This window comes from uncultured Jannaschia sp., from assembly GCF_947494025.1.
Taxonomy (GTDB): Bacteria; Pseudomonadota; Alphaproteobacteria; order Rhodobacterales; family Rhodobacteraceae; genus Jannaschia.
Genome location: NZ_CANLTQ010000001.1, coordinates 241,502 through 267,812, shown reverse-complemented (window position 1 = coordinate 267,812; position 26,311 = coordinate 241,502). Strand labels below are relative to the sequence as shown.

Sequence of the window (26,311 nt, the reverse complement as noted above, 5' to 3'; positions counted from 1 at the left end):
AAATCCGTCCCGGTCGCGTCCGGCGCACCCTTCCGCAACGTCGCCCCGGTCGCAACGGGGCCGCGTTGCGGCAGGGGCGGGCCTGCGGTATTGGCGCAACGCGACGAGACAGGGGCGCATGCCATGACCGCGACGAAAAAGCTGCACATCAAGACCTACGGGTGCCAGATGAACGTCTACGACAGCGAACGCATGGCCGAGGCGATGGCGGCCGAGGGCTACGAGACGACGGCGGATGCGGGCGAGGCGGACCTGATCCTCCTCAACACCTGCCACATTCGGGAAAAGGCGGCGGAAAAGGTCTATTCCGACCTGGGCCGCCTCCGTCCGCTGAAGGATGCGAAGCCCGATCTCCGGATCGGCGTCGCGGGCTGCGTCGCGCAGGCCGAGGGCGGCGAGATCATGGCGCGTCAGCCGCTGGTCGACCTCGTGGTGGGGCCGCAGACCTATCATCGTTTGCCCGCCATGCTGGCCCGCGTCGCGGCGGGCGAGAAGGCGCTGGACACCGAGATGCCGGAGGAGGACAAGTTCGACCACCTTCCGAAACTTCGCACGCCCGCCGCGAAGCCTTCCGCCTTTCTGACGGTGCAGGAGGGGTGCGACAAGTTCTGCGCCTTCTGCGTCGTCCCCTATACCCGCGGCGCCGAGGTCAGTCGGCCGGCCGCGCGTCTCATCTCCGAGGCGCAGGCACTGGTGGACCGGGGCGTGCGGGAGATCACGCTGCTCGGGCAGAACGTGAACGCCTATCATGGCGCGGGCCCGGACGGACGGACATGGTCGCTCGCGGATCTGATCTGGGCGCTCGACGGGATCGAGGGGCTGGAGCGCATCCGGTTCACGACGTCGCACCCGAACGACATGTCGGACGACCTGATCGCGGCGCACGGGGCGTGCGCCAAGCTGATGCCGTATCTGCACCTGCCCGTGCAGTCGGGCAGCGACCGCATCCTGAGGGCGATGAACCGCAAGCACGGGGCGGCGGACTACGTCGAATTGATCGACAGGTTGCGGATTGCGCGGCCCGATCTCGCGCTGTCGGGCGATTTCATCGTCGGCTTTCCGGGCGAAACGGAGGCGGATTTCGAGGCGACGCTCGATCTGGTGCGGCGGGTGCGCTACGCCGCGGCCTATTCGTTCCGCTACTCGCCCCGGCCCGGCACGCCCGCGGCGGAACGGGCGGAGGTGCCCCAGGAGGTCGCGGTCGAACGTCTGCACCGGCTGCAGGCGCTCCTGACGGAGCAGCAGCAGGCGGCGCAGGCGGCGATGGTCGGGCGGGAGACGAACGTGCTGTTCGAGAAGGCGGGGCGGCTGCCGGGACAGCTCGTGGGCAAGTCGGATTACCTGCAGGCCGTCCATGCCGACGCGCCCGAGGCCCTTGTGGGCCGGGTCGCGCGCGTGCGCGTGGTGGCGGCCAAGGCGAACTCGCTGGCCGCGGAACTGGTCTGATGGCCGGGCCTAGCGGGGCGGATTGCTCCGCAGCAGCTCGCGCAGACCGGAAATCATCTCGTCGCCCCCTCCGAGATAGCGCGGATCGCGGCAAAGCGTCGTCGCTACGGCGAGCGCGTCCACCGGGTTGTAGCCGATGGCGCGCAGATCCGTGACGAAGTTGTCGCGCGGCTTGTCCCAGATGATCTCGCTGGAGATGTAGCGGTGGCAGCCGACGCGGATCTGTGCCGGCTCCTGCGCATGGGCACCGGTCGCGGCGAGGCAGGCGGCGAATATTACCGAATTTCGCAAGTTGTGACTCCATCCTTAACGTCAACGCCTTCTTTACCGCGAATGGTTAACGGAAGGTTGCCGGATGGCCACGGACGTCCGTCCGAGCCGCGGCATCTGCGACGCGCCCGTGAAATTTCTCCGGTTCGATCCTACCTGTCTTGCGCGTCCTGCCCGAGGCGGGGCACGCTACAGCAGATTTCGCCCTGAAGGAGCCGTGATTGGCCTCGATCCTCGCACCCGACGACAGCATCGCGCTCCAGCTGGAGTTTCCCGACAACCGCCTGATGATCGACCTTGTCGGTCCGCACGGCGCCCATCTCGCGCAGGTGGAGCAGCTCGTCGGCGTGCAGATCGTCCATCGGGGCAACGCGCTCACGATTCACGGCGAGGCCGCGGCGGAGGCCGAGCGGGTGCTGAACGCGCTCTATGCCCGGCTCGAAGCGGGCAAGCAGGTCGACATGGGCGCGATCGACGGCCTTATCCGCCTGCGCTTCGACGAGGCGTCGGACGGCGCGCAGCAGGGCGACCAGGAAGAGATGTTCCCCGGCCCCGCGCTGGAAATCCGCACGCGCAAGAAGACGATGGAGCCGCGGACCGAGGCGCAGAAAGCCTATACGCAGGCGCTGCTCGAGCACGAGCTGACCTTCGGGATTGGCCCGGCGGGCACCGGCAAGACCTATATCGCGGTCGCGGTCGCCGTCTCGAAGTTCATCACGGGCGAGGTGGACCGGATCATCCTCACGCGCCCCGCCGTGGAGGCCGGCGAAAAGCTGGGCTTCCTGCCCGGCACGCAGGACGAGAAGGTCGATCCCTACATGCAGCCGCTCTACGACGCGCTGAACGACTTTCTGCCGGGCAAGCAGCTCCAGAAGCTGCGCGAGGAAAAGCGGGTGGAGATCGCGCCGCTCGCGTTCATGCGGGGGCGCACGCTGTCGAACGCCTTTGTCATCCTCGACGAGGCGCAGAACGCGACCACCATGCAGATGAAGATGTTCCTGACCCGTCTGGGGCAGGGGAGCCGGATGGCGATCACCGGCGACCGCTCCCAGGTGGACCTTCCGCGCGGGGTGCAATCCGGCCTGCGCGACGCGGAGGAGATCCTGCGCGGGGTGGAGGGGATCAGCTTCAACTACTTCACCGCCACCGACGTCGTTCGCCACCCTCTCGTCGCCAAGATCATCACCGCCTACGAGAAGGACGACGTGCGGCGGGAGGCGGCACGGCTGGAGCGGCGATGAGCTTCGATTTCGACGCGCAGCGCGCCGAGACCGAACGGCTCTGGGCGGAAATGGCGGCGGAACACGACCTGCCGGCGACGGGCTTGCTCGACCTGCATTTCGAGGGCGGGGAGGGTTCGGACGCGACCGAGTTCATGGGCTGGCTCGAGGACGAGGGTTTCGACGTCGAGCATTACCCCGCCGAGGACGACGAACCCGAGACGATCGAGGCGCAGAGCGCGGAGATGCCGCTGTCGCCCGGGACGATCCACGCCGAGGAGCGCCGCACGACCGAAGCCGCCCTGCGCCACGGGTTCCGACCCACGGGCTGGGGGTTCATGGGGGTATGAGCCACGTCGTCGACGTCATCGTGGAGGACGACCGCTGGCAGGAGGCGCTGGAGCGGCTGGCGGGGATCGCCGTGCCCGCCGCGCTCGCCGGGCTGGAGGATTGCGAGGTGGCTGTGATGGGCTGCGACGATGCGCGGATCGCGGAGCTCAACGGGAGCTTCCGCGGCAAGGCGCGCCCGACCAACGTGCTGAGCTGGCCGTCCGAGACCCGTCGCCCGGACGTCGCTCCGCTGGAGCCGGAACTGGGCGACATCGCCATCGCCTACGAGACCTGTGCGCGGGAGGCCGCCGAGCAGGACAAGTCGTTCGAGGCGCATGTGATCCACCTTCTCGTCCACGCCACGCTGCACCTCCTCGGGCACGATCACGGTACGGCATCGGACGCGAAACGGATGGAGGCCGAGGAGGTTCGTATTCTGGGCGGTTTGGGATATGCCGACCCCTACGCATCTGATATGGACGCAGGCGCCGGCAACCGAGCCGGTTCAGGAACGGAGGCCCCAAGGTCCGATGGACAAGGACGGATCGTCTAGCGCCGCGCACGGCGCGCAGGACGAAGACAAGACCAACGACGACAGTACGAGTGTGGACAGTACGATCGTCGACAACGCGAACGCCGATCCCGCGGGATCGCGCCCCGGTTTCATCTCGCGCATGTTGGCGGGATTCGGCACCGAAACTCCCGCCACCCAGACCGCATCCGAGGATGGACCGGCCCCGCGCACCACGCCGGGGCTCCTGAATCTGCGGCTGAAACGGCTGGACGACGTGCTGATCCCCCGCGCGGAGGTGGTGGCGCTGCCGGTGGACATTTCGTTGCCCGATCTGGTCGCGAAGTTCCGCGAAAGCGGAATGACGCGCCTTCCGGTCTTCGAGGGAACGCTCGACGTGCCGCTGGGGATGATCCACCTGAAGGATCTGGCGCTCAATCACGGCTTCAACGGCGACCGCGAGAAGCCGTTCGAGATCAGGCCGCTTCTGCGGCAGCTGATCTACGCGCCCCCCTCCATGCCCATCGGCGTGCTGCTCACCAAGATGCAGACGCAGCGCATTCACATGGCGCTCGTGATCGACGAATACGGCGGCGTGGACGGGCTCGTGACGCTGGAGGATCTGATCGAGCAGGTCATCGGCGAGATCGAGGACGAGCACGACCAGGAGGAGGGCAAGTTCTGGCGGCAGGAAAAATCCGGCTGCTACCTCGCCCTGGCCCGCACGCCGATCGACGACTTCCAGGACGAGATCGGCATGCGTCTCGTCGAGGAGGAGGACGAGGAGGAGATCGACACGCTGGGCGGTCTGGTCTTCATGCTCGCCGGCCGGGTGCCCGCGCGGGGCGAGGTGATCCCGCATCCCTCGGGCGCGGAGATCGAGGTCGTGGATGCCGACCCGCGGCGGATCAAGCGCCTGCGCCTTCGGATGCCGCAGGCCGCCTGACTTGCCCGTCCTTGCTGCCCTGTGGCCCGTCCTGGCGGGGCTCGCCGCCGCGTCGGGACAGGCGCCCTGGGGTCTGTGGTGGCTCGCCTTCGCGGGCTACCTCGTCGGCATCGGCTACATCGCGCGCAGCGGCCACCCGTTCCGGGCGGGTCTCCTTTTCGGAATGGCGCATTTCGCGCTGGCGCTGGTCTGGATCGTCGAGCCCTTCCTGATCGACCCGGAAGCAACGGCCTGGCTCGCGCCCGTCGCCCTGGTCGGCGTTTCGGTCGGGTTCGGCCTGTTCTGGGCGGTGGCGGGATGGGTCGGCGTGCGTTGGCTCGACGGGGCCGTCGGGGTGGCGGTCGCGCTGGGCCTCGTAGAACTCCTGCGTTCCTACGTCCTGTCCGGGTTTCCCTGGGCCCTGCCGGGGCACGTGCTGATCGACACGGGCGCGCTGCCGGCGGCCTCGCTCGTGGGCGCGCACGGGCTCGGGATCGCGGTGCTGCTCGGGGCGGGGCTCATCGCGACGGGGCGGATCGCGGGCGTGGGCGCCGGGGCGGCGCTCTGGGCTCTGCCCTTCGCGGTCGGCGCGTCGCTGCCGCCGGCGCCCGAGGGCGCGGGCCCCGTCCTGCGCCTCGTGCAGCCGAACGCGCCGCAACATCTCAAATGGGATCCGGACTGGCGGGGCGTCTTCTTCCGGCGCGGATTGGAGGAGACGGCCGCCGCGCCCGAGGGGGCGCCGCCGGTGGCGGTGGTCTGGCCGGAGACGGCGCTGCCGGAGGTGCTCGACTACGCCGACGACCTTCGTCCGATCCTCGCGGACGCGGCGGGGGGCGTGCCGTTCCTGATCGGTGTGCAGCGCTACGGGCCGCAGGGGCATCCGCGTAACTCCGTCGCGCTCCTCGAGAGCGCCTCGGGCGAGATCGCGGCGGTCCACGACAAGCACCGGCTCGTGCCCTTCGGCGAGTTCCTCCCGGCGCAGGGCCTCTTCGACCTCGCAGGGATCGGTCCGCTCGCCACCCGCCTCGCCGGGACGTTCGCGCCGGGGGACGGGCCGGCGCTCCTCGACGTGCCGGGGGTCGGGCCCGTTCTCCCGCTCATCTGTTACGAGGCGATCTTTCCGCAGGACATCGCCCGCGTCGCCCGTCCGCGCGCGATCCTGCACCTGACCAACGACGCGTGGTTCGGACGGCGGTTCGGGCCGCAGCAGCATCTGGCCCTCGCACGGCTGCGCGCCGCGGAATCCGGCCTGCCGGTGCTGCGGGCCGCGAACACGGGCATCTCCGCGTCGATCGACGCGCGCGGGACGGTTCGGGCGAGCCTGCCGCTGCAGGTTTCGGGGCATCTGGACGCGGCCGTCCCGCTGGCGCTTCCGCCCACGCCCTATCTCGCGACCGGGGATTGGGCGGCGCTGCTCCTGCTTTCCTTGCTTGCGGCATGCTGTCTCCTCGTCTCCCGACGAATCGGAGTTGTGCGTCTGCCGGTTCGTCCCTAGTCGGAAGCTGCTGCCCCAACGGCTTCCTGACGGGGCGGGACCATCAATCGGAGCACCCCATGAGCAGCCGCAAGAATTACTCCTTCACTTCGGAATCCGTCTCCGAAGGGCATCCGGACAAGGTCTGCGATCGCATTTCCGACGCCGTCCTCGACGCCCTGATCGCGGAGGAACCGGAGGCGCGGGTGGCCGCCGAGACCTTCGCGACCACCGACCGCGTGGTGATCGGTGGCGAGATCGGCCTGTCGGACCCGTCGCGACTCGCGGACATGATGGGCCGGATCGAGGGCATCGCGCGGGACTGCATCCGCGACATCGGCTACGCGCAGGAGAAGTTCCACCACGAGACGGTGGAGGTGACGAACCTCCTCCACGAGCAGTCGGCGCATATCGCGGCTGGTGTGGTGGGCACGAACGAGAAGGAGGAGGGCGCCGGCGATCAGGGGATCATGTTCGGCTATGCCTGTTCGGAGACGCCGGAACTGATGCCCGCTCCGATCCACTACGCCCATGCGATCCTGCGCAAGCTGGCCGAGGCGCGGAAATCGGGCCGTGAGCCGATGCTCGGCCCGGACGCCAAATCGCAGCTGACGGTGCGCTACCGGGACGGCCGCCCCGTGGGCGTGTCGTCGCTCGTCCTGTCGACGCAGCATATCGACGAGGGGCTGACCTCCGCCGACGTGCGCGCCATCGTCGAGCCCTATATCCGCGAGGTGCTGCCCGAGGGCTGGCTCGACGCCTCGACGGAATGGTGGGTCAACCCGACGGGCAAGTTCGTGATCGGCGGGCCCGACGGGGATGCCGGCCTGACCGGGCGCAAGATCATCGTCGACACCTATGGCGGCGCGGCGCCGCACGGGGGCGGGGCCTTTTCGGGCAAGGATCCGACCAAGGTGGACCGCTCCGCCGCCTATGCCGCGCGCTACCTTGCGAAGAACATCGTCGCGGCGGGACTGGCCGAGCGGGCGACGCTGCAGCTCTCCTACGCGATCGGAGTGGCGAAGCCGCTTTCAATCTACGTGGATACGCACGGGACCGGAGAGACTGACAACGCCGCGATCGAGCGGGCGGTAGCGGGGGCAATGGACCTCACGCCGCGGGGCATCCGCACGCATCTGGGCCTCAACAAACCGATCTATCAGCGCACGGCGGCCTACGGCCATTTCGGCCGTGCGCCGGACGCGGACGGGGGCTTCTCGTGGGAGCGGACCGATCTGGCCGAAGCGATCACGTCGCGACTCTAGAGACCGTCGCGATCGCGAGACACAGCGCCTGAAGCGTTCGCCCGGCCATCCGGCCGGGGATCGCCCGTCGCGGCGGCGCGCATGTGCCGCCCTCGTCCGTCCGATGGGTCAGTCGCGCCGCCAGCGATGGAGCAGGTCGGGGCCAAGCCGCTCGGCGCCGGCGAATCGCAGGCGCGGGGCGTCGGCAAGCGTGTCGAGGCCCATCGCGCCGAGCGCCGGAATGCCCTCCGCCCCGATCAGGGACCCGGCGCTGTAGCAGTCGAGCCGGTCCACCAGACCCGCCGAAAGCAGCGCGGCCGCCAGCGTCCCGCCCCCCTCGCAATAAAGCCGGGTCAGCCCGCGACCGCCGAGCGCCGATAGCGCGTCCTCGAGGTCGATCTGTCCCTCCGCCCCGGTCGCGCAGGGGATGAGCGTCACGCCCTTGTCCGAGAACGCGGCCCGCGTCGGGGCCGGGACGCCGGGCCCGTGGAGCATCCAGACCGGCGGACCGCCCCGCGTCAGCGCGGATGCCGCCGGCACGTCGAGGCGGCGCGACAGGACGATCCGCACCGGCTGCGGCCCGGCGGCCTGCGCCGCGCCGAGGCCCCGGACGGTCAGGCGCGGATCGTCGGCCCGGGCAGTGCCGGCGCCGACGATGATCGCGTCGTGGCGTGCGCGTTCGGCGTGGACATGGGCGCGCGCCTCGGGGCCGGTGATCCACCGGCTTTCCCCGCTCGCGGTGGCGATCCGGCCGTCGAGCGTAATGGCGAGCTTCAGCGTCACCATCGGCCGCCCCTGCGTGATGCGGCTGACGAAGCCCGCCTGCAATGTCCGGGCCTCGCCCTCGCGGATGCCCTCCACCACCTCGATCCCGGCCCGCCGCATCCGTTCGATGCCGCCGCCGTCGACCCTCGGATCGGGGTCGCGCAGCGCCACCACGACGCGCGCCACGCCGGCGGCGACAAACGCGTTGGCGCAGGGCGGGGTCCGGCCGTGATGGGCGCAAGGCTCCAGCGTGACATAGGCCGTCGCGCCCCGCGCGGCCGGGCCGGCCTGCGCCAGAGCGAGCGGCTCCGCATGGGGTCGGCCGCCATCGGCGGTGCGCGCCCGACCAAGGACGCGGCCGTCCCGCTCGATCACGCAACCGACGGCGGGGTTCGGCCAGACCCGGCCCAGCCCTCGCGCGGCCAGCGCGAGCGCGTGGTCCATGAACCGGGGGTCGATCACGGATCGGGGGCGGGGGGCCGCAGCTTGTCCACGAAATCCTCGAAATCGTCGGGCGCCTGGAAGTTCTTGTAGACGCTCGCGAAGCGCACATAGGCCACGGTGTCGATCCGGGCGAGGCTTTCCATCGCGATCTCGCCGATCGTGGTCGACTTGATGTCGGTCTCGCCCATGCTCTCGAGCCGGCGCACGATGCCGGAGATCATCTGATCGATCCGTTCCGGCTCGATCGGGCGCTTCTGCATGGAGATGCGGATGGAGCGCTCGAGCTTGCCGCGGTCGAACTCCTCCCGTTTGCCGGAGGTCTTGATGACGACGAGATCACGAAGCTGCACCCGCTCGTAGGTTGTGAACCGACCCCCGCAGGAGGGGCAGAACCGGCGCCGGCGGATCGCGACGTGATCCTCGGCGGGCCGGGAATCCTTTACCTGCGTGTCGACGTTTCCGCAGAAGGGGCAGCGCATTGGCAATCTCCGTAGGGTAGGGGATCGCCATATCTTGTCGACGGGTCCAATCCTAGATGCCGCGCCACTGTGCCGGGCAACGGGTGGTGTGACAAGAGCAGGCCGTCATTCGACCGGGATCAGCATTGCCGCCACCTCCCTCCGGTGGGGGCGGTCGCGATGCTCGACGAGGTAGACGCCCTGCCACGTGCCGAGCGCCAGGCGTCCGTCGACCACGGGGATCGAGAGCGAGGTGGGCAGGAGCATCGCCTTGATGTGCCCCGGCATGTCGTCCGGCCCCTCGTAGGTATGCGTCAGATAGGACATCGCCGGGTCGGTCGTGGGCGGGGCGAGGCGGGCAAGGAAGGCGCGCAGGTCCGTCTGCACCTCCGGATCGGCGTTTTCCTGGATCAGGAGGCTGGCGGAGGTGTGGCGGACCATCAGGGTCAACAAGCCCGTTCGCTCGGGTAGCCAGGACGCGACCTTGTCGGTGAACTCGACAAGGCCCGGCCCCTCCGTCCGGATGGTGAACGTCGTATGCATCGCGCGCCCCTCCTTGGTGCCGCGTCCGGGTTAGTCGATCGCGCAGGGATGGAAAACATGCCGCAGGCCCGTACGGGAACCGGCCCCCGGCTTCGCGGCGTTTCCTCCCGGAAAGCCCCTCGGGCGTGAAGAACGGAGCGATGAGCATGACCGAACGCGACAAACCCGGTGGCACCCCCACGACGGACCGTGACGCGAAGCACAAGACCAGAGCGGACGTGCCGGAGTCCGTCGCGCGGGGCACCACGCACGACCCGAACTCGGTGACGACCGATACGGATATGGAGCCGGAGGACCGGTTCCCGCCGCGCGGTGAGACGGAGTCCGACGACGACTAAAACGCGGAAGGCCCCGGTTTTTGCCGGGGCCGCCGTAACCGATAACGCGTTTCGGACTTATTGGTCGAGGAAGCTGCGCAGCTTCCGGCTCCGGCTCGGATGCTTGAGCTTCCGCAGGGCCTTGGCTTCGATCTGACGGATCCGCTCCCGGGTGACCGAGAATTGCTGGCCCACTTCCTCCAGCGTGTGGTCGGTGTTCATGCCGATGCCGAAGCGCATGCGCAGCACCCGCTCCTCGCGCGGCGTGAGGGAAGCCAGAACACGGGTCGTCGTCTCCTTCAGGTTCTCCTGAATGGCCGAGTCGAGCGGCAGCACCGCGTTCTTGTCCTCGATGAAGTCGCCGAGCTGGCTGTCCTCCTCGTCGCCGATGGGCGTCTCGAGGGAGATCGGCTCCTTGGCGATCTTCATCACCTTGCGGACCTTCTCGAGCGGCATCTGGAGCTTGGCGGCAAGCTCCTCCGGCGTCGGCTCCCGGCCGATCTCGTGCAGCATCTGGCGGCCGGTCCGCACCAGCTTGTTGATCGTCTCGATCATGTGAACCGGGATGCGGATCGTGCGGGCCTGATCGGCGATGGAGCGGGTGATCGCCTGCCGGATCCACCACGTCGCGTAGGTCGAGAACTTGTAGCCGCGGCGGTACTCGAACTTGTCCACCGCCTTCATCAGGCCGATGTTGCCTTCCTGAATGAGGTCGAGGAACTGCAATCCACGGTTCGTGTACTTCTTGGCGATCGAGATGACGAGCCGGAGATTCGCCTCCACCATCTCCTTCTTGGCCTGACGGGCTTCCTTCTCGCCCTTCTGAACCTGGTTCACGATGCGGCGGAACTCGTTGATGTCGACGCCGACATACTGGCCGACCTGCGCCATGTCGGCACGCAGCTCCTCGACCTTGTCGCGGGAGCGCTCAAACAGCGCCTGCCAGCCGCGGCCGGTCTTCTCGGACATGCGGTCGACCCAGCCCGGATCGAGCTCGTGCCCGCGGTATTCCTCGACGAACTCGCGGCGGTTGATCCGCGCCTGGTCGGCCAGCTTCACCATTCCCGAGTCGATCGACATGATCCGGCGGTTGATGCCGTAGAGCTGATCGATCAGCGCCTCGATCCGGTTGTTGTGCAGATGCAGGCCGTTCACCAGCTCGACGATCTCGGAGCGGAGCTGCTGGTAGGCCGCTTCGGACCTGTCGGAGAAGGTGTCGTCCTCGTTCAGCGTGGCCGAAATCCGCAGATCCTGCATCTCGGCAAGTCGGGTGTAGTCGTCGGCGATCCGGTCGAGCGTCTCGAGCACGCGCGGCTTCAGCGCGGCCTCCATCGCGGCGAGCGACATGTTGGCGCCTTCGTCGTCCTCCTCGTCGTCGTCGGTGGCGATGGGGTTGCCGTCCGCGTCGAGCTCGCTTCCCTTCGCGGGCTCGCCGTCGTTGTCGTTGGCGGGCGCGGCCGTGCCGGCGCCGACCAGGGCGGTGTCGCCCTCCTCGTCCATCTGGTCGCCGAAGGTCGTCTCGAGGTCGATCACGTCGCGCAGGAGGATGTCCTCGGACAGCAATTCGTCCCGCCAGATCGTGATCGCCTGGAAGGTCAGCGGGCTCTCGCACAGGCCCAGAATCATGGTGTTGCGGCCGGCCTCAATCCGCTTGGCGATAGCGATCTCGCCCTCGCGGCTCAGCAGCTCGACCGAGCCCATCTCGCGCAGATACATCCGCACCGGATCGTCGGTGCGGTCGAGCTTCTCGTTGCCGCCCTCCGAGGTGGCGACCTCGCCGCCCTTCCTGGACGCGTCGACGACGGCGGTGGAGCCCGCGGGCTTCTCCTCGTCCTCCTCCTCGGCTTCCTCGGCCTCGACGATGTTGATGCCCATCTCGGACAGCATCGACATCACGTCCTCGATCTGCTCGGAGGAAACCTGCTCCGGCGGCAGGACCTGGTTGAGCTGATCGTAGGTGATGTAGCCGCGGGTACGGGCCTCGGCGATCATCCGTTTGACGGCGGCCTGACTCATGTCGAGCGTGTGGTCGGCCTCCTGATCGCGCTGCTTGTCGTCTTCGGTGTCCTTGGCCATCATCGCGCTCCGTCTAGGAAGGGAGGGATCCGTCGTCGTCGATCCGACGAATCAGTAACGTGATTCGTCGCAGCCCGCACCCCGAATCACTTCCGCTCGTGTGTTTTGCCGCCGTCCGTGGTCAGCAGGCTGTCGTAGTAGTCCGCATGGGACCGTTCCGCATGGCGGGCATTCGATTGCAGATCGCCGACCCGGTACGAGTCGTCGCGGCGACGTCCGGCTTGGGCCAGCCGCCAGGTCATCGCCTCGTCCGCATTCGTCTCGAAATCCTCCATCGCTTCGCGGTATTCCCGCTCCGCGCCGTGCCGCGCCTCCAGACGCCCGAGCGCTTCGGATATGCAGGCACGCGTATCCTCGGCATCGCCGCGGCCTGCCGGTGAGTTGCGGACATGGCCACGCGACATCAGTGTTTCAAGAACCTCCGTGCCCAGTTTCTCCGCGACCGCGGCTTGCACGATCTCTGTCGGGTCGCGCGGGTCCTGCGACAGAAGCGTCGCGCCGAGCGCGGCGTTGACCTCGGCCGACCATTCCGCCGCCTCCAACCGGTCGCCGAATGTGGCGATCAGGCCCGGATGCCGGATCAGCCCGGCCAGGATCACCTGCTCGAGGATCGCATCGGGCCTGAGCGCCCCGGAGACCAGAGCGGAAGCCCGGACGGAGGGGGAGGGCTGCGCAGGCGGCGGCCACTTGCCCGCACGGCGCGGGCCGGACCGTGCGCGCGTCGCGTCCGGGGCGCGACGGACGGGCTCAGGCGCCGTTCCGAAGAGTTCCCCCCGCAGGCGAGCGAATTCCTCGCCGTAATGGCGGCGGAGCGAACGGTCCGCGATCCGTTGCAGGATGCCGCGCAGGTCGCGGTCCAGCGCGGCGCGGCGCTCGGGACTGTCGAAGGCACGGCCCTCGGTCTCCCGCTGCCACAAGAGGGCGATGGCCGGTTTCGCCGCGTCGAGCATCGCCTGCATGCCCGCGCGTCCCTTTGCGCGGATCAGATCGTCCGGGTCGCGGCCGTCGGGCAGGATCGCGAAGCGCAGCGCCTGTCCCGCCTCCATCATCGGCAGCGCGAGGTCGATCACGCGCAGGCCCGCGCGCTGCCCCGCCGCATCGCCGTCGAGCGCGACGAGCGGCTCCGGCGCCACGCGCCAGAGCATCTGGAGCTGCCGTTCGGTCACAGCCGTCCCTAGCGGGGCGACCGCGGCCTCGAACCCCGCCTGATGGAGCGCGATCACGTCCATGTAGCCCTCGGCCACGATCAGCGGCTGTCCCTTGCCGGCGGCGGTCCGGGCGGGGCCGAGATTGTAGAGGTTGGCGCCCTTGTCGAAGAGCGGCGTTTCCGGCGAATTGAGATACTTGGCCTTGGCGTTCGGATTCATCGCCCGGCCGCCGAACCCGATGCAGCGCCCGCGCGGATCCCGGATCGGAAAGACGATGCGGTGGATGAAGCGGTCGCGGGCGGGCCGTCCGTCCTCGGGCGGCACGGCGAGGCCGGCGCCGTCGAGCAGGTCGAGCTTGATCCCCTTGCCCTCGAACGCGCGCAGCAGCGCGTCGGAGGCGTCGGGCGCGAAGCCGATCTCGAAGCGTTCCAGCGTCTCGCGCGTGAGCCCGCGCCGTTCGAGATAGGCGCGCGCCTCGGCCGCCGGACCGGTCTGGAGCTGTAGCCGGAACCAGCGGACGGCCTCCTCCGTCACCTCGGCAAGCCGGGTGCGCAGGTCGGACCGCTCGGCGGCCTTCGGGTCGCGCGCGGGCATCTCCATCCCGGCCTCGGCGGCGAGGATCTCCACCGCCTCGAGGAAGCCCACGTTCTCGGTCTCCTGCACGAAGCCGAAGAGGTTGCCCTTCGCCTGGCACCCGAAGCAGTAATAGAACCCCTTGCGGTCGTCGACGTGGAAGCTTGCCGACTTCTCCTGGTGGAACGGGCAGGGGGCCCACCAGTCGCCCTTTGCCTGATTCGTCTTGCGCATGTCCCAGCTCACCTTGCGTCCGACGACCTGGGACAGGCTCAGCCGGTTGCGGAGATCGTCGAGAAAGCTGTCGGACAGGCGCATCGGGGAAATATCGGGTGCCGCATGCGCAGAGTCGAGGGGCCTTCGGCGGAACCGACGCGATCAATTCCCCAGACCGCCGCCATCGGTCTCCGATTTCGCGCTGGTATCCGCGTCCGCGGCCAACACGGCGCGGTCGATCCTGTATCGCGGTTCGGTCCGGTCCGCTCCGGAGCGCATCATGTCGAGCGCCACGCCGGCGGAACGCGGCATGATGCAGAATATCGCCAAGCCGAAGAGTTTGAGGCTTCCCTCCGCGCGCCGCCCGAACGCCGCGCCGGCCCGGAACAGGGCGCGGACGGGTTCGGGGGGCGGAGCAAGACGGCAACTCGTTCATACAGGCTTGGACAGTCGACGCGGCCCAGCTACCCGGAACCGCGCCGCCACGTTGCCCCCCGAGCGCGGCTTTCTTCGGACACCGGCATGGTGGTTCGGTGACAGGGTTAAGCCGGCGGGGGGCAGCCGTGCCGTGACGGGTAGGCATCCGCGTTCCGGGCGCTAGTGTCGAGGTCGATGGTGCCGCGCAGGCATCCAAACCGGAGGAGACGGAGATGAGTGTGCAACATGGCGGGTTCAGGGACTCGGTCAACGCGATGTACGACCGAGCGGTGTCCCTGATGGAACTGTCGCCCGGATTGGTCGAGAAGATCCGCGTTTGCAACGCGACGTATACGGTGCGCTTCGGCGTCCGCCTGCGCGGCCGCATCCACACCTTCACCGGCTACCGCTCCGTCCATTCCGAACACATGGAGCCGGTCAAGGGCGGCATCCGCTACGCGCTCTCGGTCCATCAGGACGAGGTCGAGGCGCTGGCCGCGCTGATGACCTACAAATGCGCCCTCGTGGAAACGCCGTTCGGTGGCTCCAAGGGCGGGCTCTGCATCGACCCGCGCGCCTGGGAGCCGCACGAGATGGAGCAGATCACCCGCCGCTTCGCCTACGAGCTCATCAAGCGCGACCTCATCAATCCCGCGCAGAACGTGCCCGCGCCGGACATGGGCACGGGCGAGCGCGAGATGGCCTGGATCTCCGACCAGTACCAGCGCATGAACACGACCGACATCAACGGCCGCGCCTGCGTCACCGGCAAGCCGCTCAACGCGGGCGGGATCGCCGGGCGCACGGAGGCGACGGGGCGCGGCGTGCAATACGCGCTGCAGGAGTTCTTCCGCCATCCCGACGATGTGAAGGATGCGAGGCTCGACGGCACGCTCGAGGGCAAGCGCGTGATCGTTCAGGGCCTCGGCAACGTGGGCTTCCACGCGGCGAGCTTCCTCAGCCGCGAGGACGGCGCCAAGATCACCGCGGTGATCGAGCGCGACGGCGCGGTCTATTCCGACGAGGGCATCGACATCGACGAGCTCCACATCCACATGCAGCAGAATGGTGGCGTGAAGGGGTTCCCCGGCGCGCAATACGAGCCCGAGGGCGCGAAGCTTCTGGAGGCGGAGTGCGACATCCTCGTTCCCGCCGCGCTCGAAGGAACGATCCATTCTGGCAACATGGCGGGGATCAAGGCCCCGCTCATCATCGAGGCGGCGAACGGGCCGATCACCTCGGAGGCCAACGACTACCTTTCCGGAAAGGGCGTCATCATTATTCCGGACCTCTATGCCAATGCCGGGGGCGTGACGGTCAGCTACTTCGAATGGGTCAAGAACCTGTCGCATATCCGCTTCGGCCGGATGGAGCGTCGGGCCGAGGAGGCACGGCACCAGACGCTGGTGGACGAGCTCGAACGGCTGTCGACCAACAAGGAGGTCGCCTGGACGCTGTCGAAGGACTTCAAGGACCGCTACCTGCGCGGCGCGGGGGAGCTGGAGCTCGTCCGCTCCGGCCTCGACGACACGATGCGCACGGCCTACGGCGCGATGCGCGAGGTCTGGCGCCAGCGCAACGACGTCCCCGATCTACGCACGGCGGCCTACATCGTCTCGATCAGCCGCGTCGCGGCGAGCTACCAGGCCAAGGGCCTCTGACGCGATGCCCCCGGGGCGGCGCGCTCACGCGCCGCCCCGGGCCGGCGTGCCGTCCGGCGGCCCGTCCGTCTTTGCCTGTCCGCTCTCGCGTTCGGCGGCGATCGCCTCGGCATCCTCCCCGAACCGGTTCAGGAGCGCGTTCTCCAGCTCCTTGTTCAGCGCCCGCGCCCGTTCGGCGTATTCGGCGTTCTGCGCGACCGGAACGCCCGGCCGCCACAGCTTTGCCAGTTCGAGCATGGCCTCGCGGTCGTGCCGGAAGAAGGCGTCCCGCGCGTGGTAGGCTTCGCTCTCCGACCAGCCCATCCGCTCCAGGACGTAGCGTCCCGCCCGAAGGCTCGAGTCGAACATCTCCCGCACGATCTGGTCGGCCCCGGCACGGTAGAGTTCGTAGGTGTGGACGCGATCGTAGGCACGGGCGATCACATGGACATCCGGGTTCGTCTGCTTGACGAGGCGCGTGAGCCGCACCGCGTCGCCTTTGGAGTCGAGCGCCACGACCACGATCCTGGCCCGCGCGATGCCGGCGGCCTCCAGAACCTCGGGTCGTGTCGGGTCGCCCAGATAGGTCTTGATGCCGAAGGTGCGTAGAAGCCGGATCGTCTCGATGTCGCGGTCGAGCACCACCGCGTTGAGGCCGGCACCCTGCAGGAGGCGGTGGACGACCTGACCGAACCGTCCGACCCCGGCGATGATGACCTCCGCATGCGTGTCGATGGCGTCGTCGGGTTCCGCGTCCGCCGCGCCGCTGTGTTGCGACAGGCGCTCGTAGGCGATGAAGAGAAGCGGGGTCAGCAGCATCGACAGCGCGATGGACAGAAGCAGCCGCGCCTGCAGATCGCCCGCCACGACGCCGGATTGCGCGGCGACGGAAATCAGCACGAAACCGAATTCCCCCGCCTGCGCGAGGCTCAGCGTGAAGAGGATGCGGTCCCGGCCGTGCAGCCGGGCGACCAGGGCGAGCATGTAGAGGATGGCGCCCTTCGCCAGGATCAGCCCGCTCACGATCACGATGACCATGGTCGGCGCGGCGGCGAGCACGGCGAAATCGATGCCCGCGCCGACGGTGATGAAGAAGAGGCCTAGCAGGATGCCCTTGAACGGCTCGATATCCGCCTTCAGCTCGTGGCGGAACTCGGACCCCGCCAGGACCACGCCGGCGAGAAAGGTGCCGAGCGCGGGCGACAGGCCGACAAGCGACATCAGCACCGCGACGCCGATCACGAAGAGCAGCGAGACGATGGTGCGCATTTCGTGGAGCCGCGCCCGCGCGGCGAAGGTGAAGACCGGGCGGGTCAGGAACTGCCCGCCGAGGATGACAAGCGCGACCGCCCCGAGCGTGGCGAGCGCGGCGCCCCAGTTCGGAAGCTGCTCGATCCAGGTGCTGACGTCTTCGGCGATGCGCGCGCTCTCGCCGTTGCCGATGACGGGTTCCTCCTCGGTCGCGCCGGCCGCGGGCCGCGAGACGATCCCCCCCGTCAGAAGCGGCATCAATGCCAGCATCGGCAGCACGAGGATATCCTGCGTGAGCAGCACCGAGAAGGCCGAGCGGCCGCCCCGCGTCCCGGTCAGCGTCTTCTCCTCGAGCGTCTGCATCACGATGGCGGTCGAGCTCGGGGCGAGGATCATGCCGATGGCGAGCGCGACGGGCCAGGGCTGCCCCAGCAGGATCGCCGCACCGGCAAAGAGCGCGACCGTCAGCCCGACCTGCCCGAGCCCGAGGCCGAGGAGCCGTTGCCGCATGTCCCACAGCGCGCGTGGCTCGAGTTCCAGCCCGATCAGGAACAGCATCATCACGACGCCGAACTCCGCGAAATGCTGCAGCGATTCCGTTTCGGACCCGACAAGGCCCGTGACCGGACCGATGAGGATGCCGGCCACCAGATAGCCCAGCACGGAACCCAGCCCCAGGCGCACGGCGACCGGGACGCAGACCGTCGCGGCGCCCAGATAGATCACGGCCTGAAACAGAAAGGATTCCATGACCCCGCCTGTAGGGCCTCGACGGCGTTTCGCAAAGGTTTTCCCGTGTCCGCAGGGCATGGCGACCGCTCGGCGCGATTCCGGACGAACACGGATTTCGTGGGAACATTCGGGGCGGTCGCCATGTTCTTAACACGACCGCCGCAGGCGCGGACGTCCCTACGGACCATGCGCCGAACCGACCCAGATTGGTCGATCCAGCCTCGACGCTGCCGCGATACGGTCAGCTCGACATGGACTCGACCCACAGAGGCTCCGGACGCTTCCCGGTGGTTGTGCGGTGCGGGGAGTGACCGTTTGAGCGGCGCCTCGGTCCGAAAGGGCCGGGGCGTCTGTCTTTTCGCGGACGGGTCAGGCGGCGCGTCGCGCGGCCGCTGCGATCTCGAGCCGCCGCCGCCCGAACGCCAGAAGGAACATCGCCGTCAGGACGAGCACGATCGTCGGCGCCGACGCGCTGTCGAGCCAGAAGCTCGCGTAAACGCCGCCCACCATCGCCAGGGTGCAGGCGAGGACCGAAACCGCGAGCATCCGTCCGAAGCTGCGCGTCATCAGGAACGCGATCGCCCCTGGCGTGACCAGCAGCGCGACGGCGAGGATCAGCCCCACCGCCGACAGGGTCGACACGACCGTCAGCGACAGCACGGTCAGCAGCCCGTAATGCAGCCACCCCGTCCGAAGCCCCGACGCCTGCGCTTGTGCCGGGTCGAAGGCGTGCAGCAGGAAATCCCGCCACTTCAAGAGCAGGACGGCGCAGATCGGACCGGACAGCGCGAGCGCGGTCCAGAGGTCGCCCGCGCCGATGCCCAGCATGTTGCCGAAGAGGATGTGGTCGAGATGCGCGTCCGACGGAAAGGCCACGAACAGGATCAGCCCGACCGCGAACATGCCCGAGAAGACGACGCCCATTGCCGTGTCGCGCTTCACCCGGCTGTTCTCCGACAGGTAGCCGGTCAGGAGCGCGCAGGACATGCCCGCAGCGAAGGCCCCCGCGATGAGGGGCAGGCCGAGCAGGTAGGCCAGCACGACGCCGGGCAGGATCGCGTGGCTCACCGCGTCGCCCATCAGGGCCCAGCCCTTCAGCACGAGAAAGCACGACAGGAGCGCCGCCGGGGGCGCCACCAGGAGCGCGATCAGGAACGCGTTCGTCATGAACGGAAACCCGAAGGGCAGGAGGGCCGTCTCGATCATGCCGCGGCCCGGACCCGGCGACGCGTGGCGATCAGCCCGTGCCGCGGGGCGGCCACGAAGGCCGCGAGGAAGACCAGCGTCTGCAACGTCACGATCACGCCGCCGGTCGCGCCGTTGAGGAAGAAGGAAAGGTAGGCACCGAGCGCGCTCGTCACGGTGCCGATGGCAACGGCGAGGAGAAGCAGACGCGAAAACCGGTCGCACAGGAGATAGGCCGTCGCCCCGGGCGTCACGACCATCGCGATCACGAGGAACGCACCCACGGTCTGCATGGCCGCCACGACGCTCGCGGAAAGGAGCGTGAAGAAGACGAGCTTCAGGAGGCCGGGCCGCAGACCGACCGAGCGGGCGTGGCTCTCGTCGAAGAACGTGACCATCAGATCCTTCCACTTCGCCAGCAGCACGACGAGGGAGACCACGCCGATGACGGCGAGTTGCAGCGTGTCTTCCGGCGTGATGGCGAGGATGTTGCCCATCGTGATCTGCTGCACCGAGACCGCGATCGGGTCGAGCGACACCATGAACAGCCCCAGCCCGAAGAACGACGTGAAGATGATGCCGATGATCACGTCCGTCTTGAGCCCCGACCGCTCCGTCAGGAACAGCATGGCGAGCGCGGCCAGCCCGCCCGACAGGAACGCGCCGAACGCAAAGGGCAGGCCCAGCATGTAGGCGCCGGCCACGCCCGGGACGACCGAATGGCTGAGCGCGTCGCCGATCAGCGACCAGCCCTTGAGCATGAGGTAGCACGACAGGAACGCGCAGACGCCCCCGACCAGCGCGCTGACCCACATGGCGTTCACCATGTAGCCGTAGGCGAAGGGTTCAAGCATCGTTCTCCACGGGCAAAGGCACGCCGTAGCTGACAAAGGGCCGCTCGTCGTCGGAGATGATGCGGACATCGCCGCCCCCGCCCTGCAGCTGCGCGTCACCGAGGCTGAAATGCCGCAGCACGCCGCCGAAGGCGCGCTCGAGGTTCTGGCGCGTGAACACCGCCTCCGTCCGCCCGTAGGCCAGCACGGTGCCCTTCACGAGCACGGTGTGATCGCAGAATTCCGGGACGGAGCCGAGATTGTGGGTGGAGACGAGCATCACCCGCCCCTCGTCGCGCAGATCGCGCAGCAGCGCGACAATCTGCTCCTCCGTGGTGACGTCGACGCCGGTGAAGGGCTCGTCGAGAAGGATCACCCGTCCGTCCTGTGCCAGTGCGCGGGCGAGGAAGACGCGCTTGCGCTGCCCGCCCGAAAGCTCGCCGATCTGCCGGTGGCGGTACTCGGACATGCCGACGCGGGCCAGGGCGTCGTCGACGGCCGTCCGGTCGGCCGGCCCGGGGCGGCGCAGGAAGCCCATGTGGCCGTAGCGCCCCATCATCACCACGTCCTCGACCAGCACGGGAAAGGTCCAGTCGACCTCTTCCGCCTGGGGCACGTAGGCGACAAGGTTCGACCGCAACGCCTCGCGCACCGTCCGTCCCATCAGCCGGATCTCGCCGGAGGAGGCGGGAACGAAGCCCATGATGGCCTTGAACAATGTCGACTTGCCCGCGCCGTTCACGCCGACCAGCGCGGTGATGGATCCGGGCGGCACGTGGAAGCTCGCGCCGCGGAGCGCGGTGTGTCCGTTGCGGTAGCTGACGGTCACGTTCCGGGCGTCGATCCCGCCGCCCTGCGTCGCGTCGTTCATCGCGCGCCCGTCAGGCCGCGCGCGACCGTCTCCGATGTGACGCGCAGAAGGTCCAGATAGGTCGGCACCGGCCCGTCCGCCTCCGACAGGGAGTCGACGTAGAGCTCACCCCCGTAGGCCGCCCCGGTCTCCCGCGCGACCTGTCGGGCCGGATCGGTATTGACGGTGCTTTCGCAGAAGACGACCGGGATGTCGTGGTCGCGCACGCCGTCGATTACGCGGCGGACCTGCTGCGGCGTGCCGACCGCGTCGGTGTTCATGGGCCAGAGAAACATCTCCCGCAGGCCGAGGTCGCGGGCGAGGTAGCTGAACGCGCCCTCGCAGGTCACGAGCCATCGCCGTTCCTCGGGGATCGCGGCGAGCTCCGCGCGGATCGGCTCCAGCGTGGCGGCGATCTTCGCCTTGTAGGCCTCGGCATTGGCGGCATAGGTTTCCGCGTTGGACGGATCGACCTCGGACAGGGCATCGCGGATGTTGTCGACATAGACCATCGCCGCATCCGCGCCCATCCAGGCATGCGGGTTCGCCCGGCCTTCATAGGCGCCCTCGGCGATCGGGATCGGCTCGACGCCGTCGCTGATTGTGGCGGCGGGAATGTCCCCGAGGTTTTCGAGGAACTGCGCGAACCAGAGTTCGAGGTTCAGGCCGTTCCACAGGATGAGGTCCGCGTCGATGGCCCCGCGCAGGTCGCCGGGCGTCGGGGAATATCCGTGGATTTCCGCCCCCGGCCGCGTGACGGACACGACCTCCGCCGCGTCGCCCGCCACGTTGCGCGCCATGTCGGCGATGACGGTGAAGGTGGTGACGACCTTCAGAGGATCCTGCGCCGCGGCGGGCGTGGCCAGGAGAAGGGATGCCAATACGACGCGGAACATGAAACGGACTTTCCAATTGAGAACAGTTCGCAACATGAGGGTCGCGCCGACGATGTCAAGCCTGTTGCGAGCGGCTCGCAACAAGGGGGCGGCGAGAAAAGAAGGGGCCGCCCCGAAGGGCGGCCCGGTCGTCGCGGAATCGTCGTCGGATCACTCGATCTTCGGGATCAGCGTCTCCAGCGAAGCCTTGGCGTCGCCGTAGAACATCCGCGTGTTCTCCTTGAAGAAGAGGGGGTTCTCGATGCCGGAATAGCCCGTGCCCTGGCCGCGCTTGGAGACGAAGACCTGCTTGGCGTTCCAGACCTCCAGCACCGGCATGCCGGCGATGGGGGAGTTCGGGTCGTCCTGCGCGGCGGGGTTCACGATGTCGTTCGAGCCGATGACGATCACCACGTCGGTCGAGGCGAAGTCCTCGTTGATCTCGTCCATCTCGAGCACGATGTCATAGGGCACCTTGGCCTCCGCGAGCAGCACGTTCATGTGCCCGGGCAGGCGGCCGGCGACCGGGTGGATGGCGAAGCGCACCACCTTTCCGCGGGCGCGCAGCTTGCGGACAAGCTCGCTCACCGCCTGCTGCGCCTGCGCCACCGCCATGCCGTAGCCCGGCACGATGATGATGCTGTCGGCCTCGTTGAGTGAATTGGCCACCCCGTCCGCGTCGATCGCCACCTGCTCGCCCTCGACATCCATGGCCGGGCCGGACGTGCCGCCGAACCCGCCCAGGATGACGTTGACGAACTTCCGGTTCATCGCCTTGCACATGATGTAGCTGAGGATCGCGCCCGAGGAGCCGACGAGCGCGCCGGTCACGATGAGCAGGTCGTTGCCCAGCGTGAAGCCGATCGCCGCGGCCGCCCAGCCGGAATAGGAGTTCAGCATGGAGACCACGACGGGCATGTCCGCCCCGCCGATCCCCATGATCAGGTGCCAGCCGATGAAGCCCGCGATGAGCGCGACGAGGACCATCGTCCAGATGCCGGCCCCGTTGAAGTAGAGAAGCCCGAGCACGATGGCGACGACGAGCGCCGCGGCGTTGAGGAGGTGCCCGCCCGGCAGCTGCGTCGGCTTGCCGTCCACCCGCCCGGCGAGCTTGCCGAAGGCGATCACGGAGCCGGTGAAGGTCACCGCGCCGATGAAGATGCCGAGGAACACCTCGACCCGGAGGATCGCGATCTCCACCGCGTCCTTGATGTAGAGGCGCTGACCGAAGCCCGTGAGCGCCGCGATGTCGTCGAGCACGGCCGGGTCGTCCACGAGCAGGGCGGCGTGCGCCTCCCGCATGGCGAGGACCGATTGCAGCATGATCTCGGCGTTGAGGCCGATGAACACGGCCGCGAGCCCGACGAAGGAGTGCAGCGCCGCGACGAGCTGCGGCATCTCGGTCATCTGCACGCGGCCGGCGACGTAGTAGCCCGCGAAGCCGCCCGCCGCGATCGCGACGAGAATGAGCAGGACGTTGTGGACGCCCGGCCCGAACACCGTCGCCAGCACGGCGATGCCCATGCCGACCATGCCGTACCAGATCGCGCGCTTGGCGCTTTCCTGGTTCGACAGGCCGCCGAGCGACAGGATGAAGAGGATGGAGGCCGCAATGTAGGCGGCCGAGGTGATCCCGGCGGTGAACATCATCGGTCGGCCCTCACGATTTCTGGAACATGGCGAGCATGCGCCGGGTGACGAGGAATCCGCCGACGATGTTGATCGAGGCGATCAGCACCGAGACGAGGCTCAGGGTCACGACGAGCCAGTTGCCCGCCCCGATCTGCAGCAGCGCGCCGAGGATGATGATCCCCGAGATCGCGTTCGTCACCGCCATCAGCGGCGTGTGGAGCGCGTGACTCACGCCCCAGATCACCTGGAAGCCGACGAAGCAGGCCAGCGCGAAGACGATGAAGTGCTGCATGAAGCTTTCGGGCGCGTAGGCCCCGATGAGCAGGACCAGGATGCCTCCGCCGACCAGCAGTCCGACATGGCTCTTGGTCTGGGCGCGGAACGCGGCGAGCTCGGCCGCGCGGCGCTCCTCGGGGGTGAGTTCCTTCGCCTTCGGCCGCGGCTTCTGCGCGGCGATGGCGGCGACCTTGGGTTTGGGTGGCGGCCAGGTGATCTCGCCCCCGCAGGTGATGGTCGCCCCGCGGATCACGTCGTCCTCCATGTCGTGCTTGACCTGTCCGTCCTTCGCCGGCGTCAGGTCGGACATCATGTGGCGGACGTTGTTGCCGTAGAGGACCGAGGACTGCGTCGCCATGCGCGATGGGAAATCGGTGTAGCCGACGATCGTCACGCCGTTTTCGGTGACGATCTTCTCGTCGGGCTTCGTCAGCTCGCAATTGCCGCCCCGCTCGGCGGCGAGGTCGACGATCACGGAGCCGGGCTTCATCGCCTCGACCATGTCGCGTGTCCAAAGGACCGGCGCCTTCCGGTTCGGGATCAGCGCGGTGGTGATCACGATGTCGATGTCGGGGGCGAGCTCGCGGAACTTCTCGAGCTGCTTGGCCTGGAACTCGGGGGAGGAGGGGGGCGCGTAGCCGCCCGTCTCGGCGCCGTCGGGCAGCTCGCTGTCCTCGAACTCGAGAAAGACGAACTCCGCGCCCATCGACTCGATCTGCTCGGCCACTTCGGGGCGCACGTCGAAGGCATAGGTGATCGCGCCGAGCGAGGTGGAGGTGCCGATCGCGGCGAGGCCCGCCACGCCCGCGCCCACGACGAGCACCTTGGCGGGCGGGACCTTGCCTGCGGCCGTGACCTGGCCGGTGAAGAAACGTCCGAAATTGCTGCCCGCCTCGATCACCGCCCGGTAACCGGCGATATTGGCCATCGAGGACAGCGCGTCCATCTTCTGCGCGCGGGAGATGCGGGGCACCATGTCCATGGCGATGGCGGTCGCGCCCCGGGCCTTCACCGTCTCCATCAGCGCCTCGTTGGAGGACGGATAGAAGAACGAGATCAGCGTCTGGTCGGCGCGCAGCCGGCCGGCCTCCTCCTCGGTCGGCGGGCGAACCTTGGCCACGATGTCCGCCGCGGCATAGAGCGCCTCGGCATCCGTGACGATCTCGACATTGGCCGCACGATAGGCATCGTCGGTGAAGCCCGCCTTGCCGCCCGCGCCGCTTTCGACGAGCACGTCGTGGCCCAGCTTCTGAAGATGGACGGCGCTTTCCGGCGTGATCGCCACACGGGCTTCTCCGTCATGGACCTCTTTCGGTGCGCCGATCTTCATTGCATACTCTCCCCGGGACGTTCGCGATGCTGACATCCCTTCTGCGGTCTTCGCGATCCTGATTGCAACATGCGTCGGCGCGGAAGATTGTTTCGTGCGCGGAGGTGCGGATGCGGGATCACGGTACGAGGGGCGGAACGGATTGGGCGGCGCTCCGGGCGCGGTTCCACCTGCCGGACAGCATCGTCTATCTCGACGGCAACTCGCTCGGGCCGCTGCCGCGCGCCGTGCCGGAACGGGTCCGGCGGACGGTGGAGGACGAGTGGGGCGAGATGCTCATCCGCGGCTGGAACGAGGCCGGCTGGATGGAGTGGCCCGCCCGGCTGGGCGACCGGATCGGCCGCCTGATCGGCGCGTCCGGGGGGGCCACGGTGGTGGGCGACACGCTGTCGATCAAGGTCTATCAGGCGCTCGACGCCGCGCTCCGGCTGCGCCCCGGCCGCCGCGTGATCCTGTCGGACAGCGGCAACTTCCCGACCGACCTCTACATGGCCGAGGGGCTGATCGCCGCGCTGGATCGGGGGCACGAGCTTCGCGTCGTCGCGCCCGAGGCGGTGGCCGAGGCCATCGACGGGGACACGGCCGTGCTGATGCTGACGCAGGTGGATTACCGCACGGGCCGGCTGCACGACATGGCCGACCTGACCGCGCGGGCCCATGCGGCGGGCGCGCTGACGATCTGGGACCTCGCCCATTCCGCCGGCGCGCTGGAGATCGACGTGACGGGGGCGGATGCCGACTTCGCCGTCGGCTGCACCTACAAGTACCTCAATGCCGGACCGGGCGCGCCCGCCTTTGTCTATGTCCGCCCCGATCTGCACGACGCGATCGCGCCGGCGCTGTCGGGTTGGCTGGGTCACGCCGCGCCCTTCGCCTTCGATCCGTCCTACCGCCCGGGGCCGGGGATCACGCGGATGCGCGTCGGCACGCCACCCGTGCTCCAGCTCGCCGCGCTGGAGGCCGCGCTCGACATCTGGGACGACGTGGACATGGGGGACCTGCGTGCGCGCTCCCTCGCGCTGTGCGACCGCTTCGTCGGGGGCGTCGCCGCGCGCTGCCCGGATCTCGTGCCCGCCCTGCCGCCGGGCACGGCGCGCGGCAGCCAGGTGAGCTTCCGCCACCCGGAGGGCTACGCGGTGATGCAGGCGCTGATCGCACGCGGGGTGATCGGCGACTTCCGGGCGCCCGACATCCTGCGCTTCGGCTTCACGCCCCTCTTCATCGGCGAGGCGGAGGTCGACGCCGCCGTGGCCGCGGTCGCCGACATCCTCGAGACCGCCGCCTGGGACCGGCCGGAATACCGCACGCGCAAGGCCGTGACCTGAAAGCC

General features: G+C 68.7%; 24 protein-coding genes and 1 riboswitch. Of the genes, 10 read left to right on the top strand and 14 right to left on the bottom strand.

Annotated features, from left to right (window positions below):
- Positions 1 to 123: 123 nt before the first annotated feature.
- Positions 124 to 1,446, top strand: coding sequence for a tRNA (N6-isopentenyl adenosine(37)-C2)-methylthiotransferase MiaB (miaB, locus tag Q1B08_RS01355; protein ID WP_299813563.1), 1,323 nt, complete (start codon positions 124 to 126; stop codon positions 1,444 to 1,446).
- A gap of 9 nt (positions 1,447 to 1,455) precedes the next feature.
- Here the strand turns inward: miaB and Q1B08_RS01350 are convergent, their stop codons facing one another.
- Complete coding sequence (locus Q1B08_RS01350; protein ID WP_299813561.1) at positions 1,456 to 1,737, bottom strand: hypothetical protein; 282 nt, start codon at positions 1,735 to 1,737, stop codon at positions 1,456 to 1,458.
- A 266-nt stretch (positions 1,738 to 2,003) separates the two neighbouring features.
- On the opposite strand from Q1B08_RS01350, the gene Q1B08_RS01345 reads away from it, so the two are divergent.
- From Q1B08_RS01345 to metK, 6 genes are all read left to right on the top strand, one after another.
- Positions 2,004 to 2,957, top strand: coding sequence for a PhoH family protein (locus Q1B08_RS01345; protein WP_299814861.1), 954 nt, complete (start codon positions 2,004 to 2,006; stop codon positions 2,955 to 2,957).
- Positions 2,954 to 3,286, top strand: coding sequence for a ribonuclease E inhibitor RraB (locus Q1B08_RS01340; protein WP_299813558.1), 333 nt, complete (start codon positions 2,954 to 2,956; stop codon positions 3,284 to 3,286). Before Q1B08_RS01345 ends, Q1B08_RS01340 begins: the two co-directional genes overlap by 4 nt.
- The gene (ybeY, locus tag Q1B08_RS01335) at positions 3,283 to 3,819 is read left to right on the top strand and encodes an rRNA maturation RNase YbeY (protein WP_299813555.1); all 537 of its coding nucleotides are present in this window, start codon (positions 3,283 to 3,285) and stop codon (positions 3,817 to 3,819) included. The genes Q1B08_RS01340 and ybeY overlap by 4 nt, the downstream gene beginning before the upstream one ends.
- Positions 3,797 to 4,723 carry a hemolysin family protein gene (locus Q1B08_RS01330; RefSeq protein WP_299813552.1) on the top strand — a complete coding sequence of 309 codons (927 nt, stop codon included), beginning with the start codon at positions 3,797 to 3,799 and terminating at the stop codon, positions 4,721 to 4,723. The genes ybeY and Q1B08_RS01330 overlap by 23 nt, the downstream gene beginning before the upstream one ends.
- A 1-nt stretch (position 4,724) precedes the next feature.
- Positions 4,725 to 6,197 (top strand): apolipoprotein N-acyltransferase, encoded by a 1,473-nt coding sequence (lnt, locus tag Q1B08_RS01325; RefSeq protein WP_299813549.1) that lies wholly within the window; start codon positions 4,725 to 4,727, stop codon positions 6,195 to 6,197.
- A 7-nt stretch (positions 6,198 to 6,204) separates the two neighbouring features.
- A riboswitch (SAM-SAH riboswitch) is annotated at positions 6,205 to 6,252 on the top strand.
- 4 nt (positions 6,253 to 6,256) lie between these two features.
- Complete coding sequence (gene metK / locus Q1B08_RS01320) at positions 6,257 to 7,441, top strand: methionine adenosyltransferase (protein ID WP_299813546.1); 1,185 nt, start codon at positions 6,257 to 6,259, stop codon at positions 7,439 to 7,441.
- Between the two features lie 108 nt (positions 7,442 to 7,549).
- Here the strand turns inward: metK and ribD are convergent, their stop codons facing one another.
- The 3 genes from ribD to Q1B08_RS01305 form a co-directional block, all read right to left on the bottom strand.
- Positions 7,550 to 8,629 carry a bifunctional diaminohydroxyphosphoribosylaminopyrimidine deaminase/5-amino-6-(5-phosphoribosylamino)uracil reductase RibD gene (gene ribD, locus Q1B08_RS01315; RefSeq protein ID WP_299813543.1) on the bottom strand — a complete coding sequence of 360 codons (1,080 nt, stop codon included), beginning with the start codon at positions 8,627 to 8,629 and terminating at the stop codon, positions 7,550 to 7,552.
- A 14-nt stretch (positions 8,630 to 8,643) separates the two neighbouring features.
- The gene (nrdR, locus tag Q1B08_RS01310) at positions 8,644 to 9,108 is read right to left on the bottom strand and encodes a transcriptional regulator NrdR (RefSeq protein ID WP_299813540.1); all 465 of its coding nucleotides are present in this window, start codon (positions 9,106 to 9,108) and stop codon (positions 8,644 to 8,646) included.
- 105 nt (positions 9,109 to 9,213) lie between these two features.
- The gene (locus Q1B08_RS01305) at positions 9,214 to 9,630 is read right to left on the bottom strand and encodes a secondary thiamine-phosphate synthase enzyme YjbQ (RefSeq protein WP_299813537.1); all 417 of its coding nucleotides are present in this window, start codon (positions 9,628 to 9,630) and stop codon (positions 9,214 to 9,216) included.
- A gap of 146 nt (positions 9,631 to 9,776) precedes the next feature.
- Between Q1B08_RS01305 and Q1B08_RS01300 the strand changes: the two genes are divergently transcribed.
- Positions 9,777 to 9,968: a hypothetical protein gene (locus Q1B08_RS01300; protein WP_299813534.1), complete on the top strand. Its 192-nt coding sequence runs from the start codon at positions 9,777 to 9,779 to the stop codon at positions 9,966 to 9,968.
- A gap of 57 nt (positions 9,969 to 10,025) precedes the next feature.
- Here the strand turns inward: Q1B08_RS01300 and rpoD are convergent, their stop codons facing one another.
- The 3 genes from rpoD to Q1B08_RS01285 form a co-directional block, all read right to left on the bottom strand.
- Complete coding sequence (rpoD, locus tag Q1B08_RS01295) at positions 10,026 to 12,026, bottom strand: RNA polymerase sigma factor RpoD (RefSeq protein ID WP_299813531.1); 2,001 nt, start codon at positions 12,024 to 12,026, stop codon at positions 10,026 to 10,028.
- 83 nt (positions 12,027 to 12,109) lie between these two features.
- Positions 12,110 to 14,062: a DNA primase gene (dnaG, locus tag Q1B08_RS01290; RefSeq protein ID WP_299813528.1), complete on the bottom strand. Its 1,953-nt coding sequence runs from the start codon at positions 14,060 to 14,062 to the stop codon at positions 12,110 to 12,112.
- Positions 14,063 to 14,122: 60 nt separating this feature from the next.
- Complete coding sequence (locus tag Q1B08_RS01285) at positions 14,123 to 14,272, bottom strand: hypothetical protein (protein ID WP_299813518.1); 150 nt, start codon at positions 14,270 to 14,272, stop codon at positions 14,123 to 14,125.
- Between the two features lie 338 nt (positions 14,273 to 14,610).
- On the opposite strand from Q1B08_RS01285, the gene Q1B08_RS01280 reads away from it, so the two are divergent.
- Positions 14,611 to 16,038 carry a Glu/Leu/Phe/Val dehydrogenase gene (locus Q1B08_RS01280; protein WP_299813515.1) on the top strand — a complete coding sequence of 476 codons (1,428 nt, stop codon included), beginning with the start codon at positions 14,611 to 14,613 and terminating at the stop codon, positions 16,036 to 16,038.
- 24 nt (positions 16,039 to 16,062) lie between these two features.
- Here the strand turns inward: Q1B08_RS01280 and Q1B08_RS01275 are convergent, their stop codons facing one another.
- From Q1B08_RS01275 to Q1B08_RS01245, 7 genes are all read right to left on the bottom strand, one after another.
- Positions 16,063 to 18,018 (bottom strand): cation:proton antiporter, encoded by a 1,956-nt coding sequence (locus Q1B08_RS01275; RefSeq protein ID WP_299813512.1) that lies wholly within the window; start codon positions 18,016 to 18,018, stop codon positions 16,063 to 16,065.
- A gap of 351 nt (positions 18,019 to 18,369) precedes the next feature.
- The gene (locus Q1B08_RS01270; RefSeq protein ID WP_299813509.1) at positions 18,370 to 19,206 is read right to left on the bottom strand and encodes a metal ABC transporter permease; all 837 of its coding nucleotides are present in this window, start codon (positions 19,204 to 19,206) and stop codon (positions 18,370 to 18,372) included.
- Positions 19,203 to 20,039, bottom strand: a complete 837-nt coding sequence (locus Q1B08_RS01265; protein WP_299813506.1) for a metal ABC transporter permease — start codon at positions 20,037 to 20,039, stop codon at positions 19,203 to 19,205. Before Q1B08_RS01265 ends, Q1B08_RS01270 begins: the two co-directional genes overlap by 4 nt.
- The gene (locus Q1B08_RS01260) at positions 20,032 to 20,889 is read right to left on the bottom strand and encodes a manganese/iron ABC transporter ATP-binding protein (protein ID WP_299813503.1); all 858 of its coding nucleotides are present in this window, start codon (positions 20,887 to 20,889) and stop codon (positions 20,032 to 20,034) included. The genes Q1B08_RS01265 and Q1B08_RS01260 overlap by 8 nt, the downstream gene beginning before the upstream one ends.
- Complete coding sequence (locus Q1B08_RS01255) at positions 20,886 to 21,764, bottom strand: metal ABC transporter substrate-binding protein (RefSeq protein WP_299813500.1); 879 nt, start codon at positions 21,762 to 21,764, stop codon at positions 20,886 to 20,888. The genes Q1B08_RS01260 and Q1B08_RS01255 overlap by 4 nt, the downstream gene beginning before the upstream one ends.
- A 150-nt stretch (positions 21,765 to 21,914) precedes the next feature.
- On the bottom strand, positions 21,915 to 23,393 hold the full coding sequence (locus Q1B08_RS01250) for an NAD(P)(+) transhydrogenase (Re/Si-specific) subunit beta (RefSeq protein WP_299813497.1): 1,479 nt from the start codon (positions 23,391 to 23,393) through the stop codon (positions 21,915 to 21,917).
- A gap of 10 nt (positions 23,394 to 23,403) precedes the next feature.
- Entirely contained in the window at positions 23,404 to 24,981 is a 1,578-nt protein-coding gene (locus tag Q1B08_RS01245) for a Re/Si-specific NAD(P)(+) transhydrogenase subunit alpha (protein WP_299813494.1), read from the bottom strand.
- 110 nt (positions 24,982 to 25,091) lie between these two features.
- On the opposite strand from Q1B08_RS01245, the gene kynU reads away from it, so the two are divergent.
- Complete coding sequence (gene kynU, locus Q1B08_RS01240) at positions 25,092 to 26,306, top strand: kynureninase (protein WP_299813491.1); 1,215 nt, start codon at positions 25,092 to 25,094, stop codon at positions 26,304 to 26,306.
- Positions 26,307 to 26,311 lie beyond the last annotated feature (5 nt).

Bases quoted from the DNA above. Each gene is read 5' to 3' on its own strand.
- miaB (WP_299813563.1), top strand. From the start codon at position 124: ATGACCGCGACGAAAAAGCTGCACATCAAGACCTACGGGTGCCAGATG.
- Q1B08_RS01345 (WP_299814861.1), top strand. From the start codon at position 2,004: ATGATCGACCTTGTCGGTCCGCACGGCGCCCATCTCGCGCAGGTGGAG.
- Q1B08_RS01340 (WP_299813558.1), top strand. From the start codon at position 2,954: ATGAGCTTCGATTTCGACGCGCAGCGCGCCGAGACCGAACGGCTCTGG.
- ybeY (WP_299813555.1), top strand. From the start codon at position 3,283: ATGAGCCACGTCGTCGACGTCATCGTGGAGGACGACCGCTGGCAGGAG.
- Q1B08_RS01330 (WP_299813552.1), top strand. From the start codon at position 3,797: ATGGACAAGGACGGATCGTCTAGCGCCGCGCACGGCGCGCAGGACGAA.
- metK (WP_299813546.1), top strand. From the start codon at position 6,257: ATGAGCAGCCGCAAGAATTACTCCTTCACTTCGGAATCCGTCTCCGAA.
- ribD (WP_299813543.1), bottom strand. From the start codon at position 8,629: ATGGACCACGCGCTCGCGCTGGCCGCGCGAGGGCTGGGCCGGGTCTGG.
- nrdR (WP_299813540.1), bottom strand. From the start codon at position 9,108: ATGCGCTGCCCCTTCTGCGGAAACGTCGACACGCAGGTAAAGGATTCC.
- Q1B08_RS01305 (WP_299813537.1), bottom strand. From the start codon at position 9,630: ATGCATACGACGTTCACCATCCGGACGGAGGGGCCGGGCCTTGTCGAG.
- Q1B08_RS01300 (WP_299813534.1), top strand. From the start codon at position 9,777: ATGACCGAACGCGACAAACCCGGTGGCACCCCCACGACGGACCGTGAC.
- rpoD (WP_299813531.1), bottom strand. From the start codon at position 12,026: ATGATGGCCAAGGACACCGAAGACGACAAGCAGCGCGATCAGGAGGCC.
- dnaG (WP_299813528.1), bottom strand. From the start codon at position 14,062: ATGCGCCTGTCCGACAGCTTTCTCGACGATCTCCGCAACCGGCTGAGC.
- Q1B08_RS01285 (WP_299813518.1), bottom strand. From the start codon at position 14,272: ATGCCGCGTTCCGCCGGCGTGGCGCTCGACATGATGCGCTCCGGAGCG.
- Q1B08_RS01280 (WP_299813515.1), top strand. From the start codon at position 14,611: ATGAGTGTGCAACATGGCGGGTTCAGGGACTCGGTCAACGCGATGTAC.
- Q1B08_RS01275 (WP_299813512.1), bottom strand. From the start codon at position 18,018: ATGGAATCCTTTCTGTTTCAGGCCGTGATCTATCTGGGCGCCGCGACG.
- Q1B08_RS01270 (WP_299813509.1), bottom strand. From the start codon at position 19,206: ATGATCGAGACGGCCCTCCTGCCCTTCGGGTTTCCGTTCATGACGAAC.
- Q1B08_RS01265 (WP_299813506.1), bottom strand. From the start codon at position 20,039: ATGCTTGAACCCTTCGCCTACGGCTACATGGTGAACGCCATGTGGGTC.
- Q1B08_RS01260 (WP_299813503.1), bottom strand. From the start codon at position 20,889: ATGAACGACGCGACGCAGGGCGGCGGGATCGACGCCCGGAACGTGACC.
- Q1B08_RS01255 (WP_299813500.1), bottom strand. From the start codon at position 21,764: ATGTTCCGCGTCGTATTGGCATCCCTTCTCCTGGCCACGCCCGCCGCG.
- Q1B08_RS01250 (WP_299813497.1), bottom strand. From the start codon at position 23,393: ATGATGTTCACCGCCGGGATCACCTCGGCCGCCTACATTGCGGCCTCC.
- Q1B08_RS01245 (WP_299813494.1), bottom strand. From the start codon at position 24,981: ATGAAGATCGGCGCACCGAAAGAGGTCCATGACGGAGAAGCCCGTGTG.
- kynU (WP_299813491.1), top strand. From the start codon at position 25,092: ATGCGGGATCACGGTACGAGGGGCGGAACGGATTGGGCGGCGCTCCGG.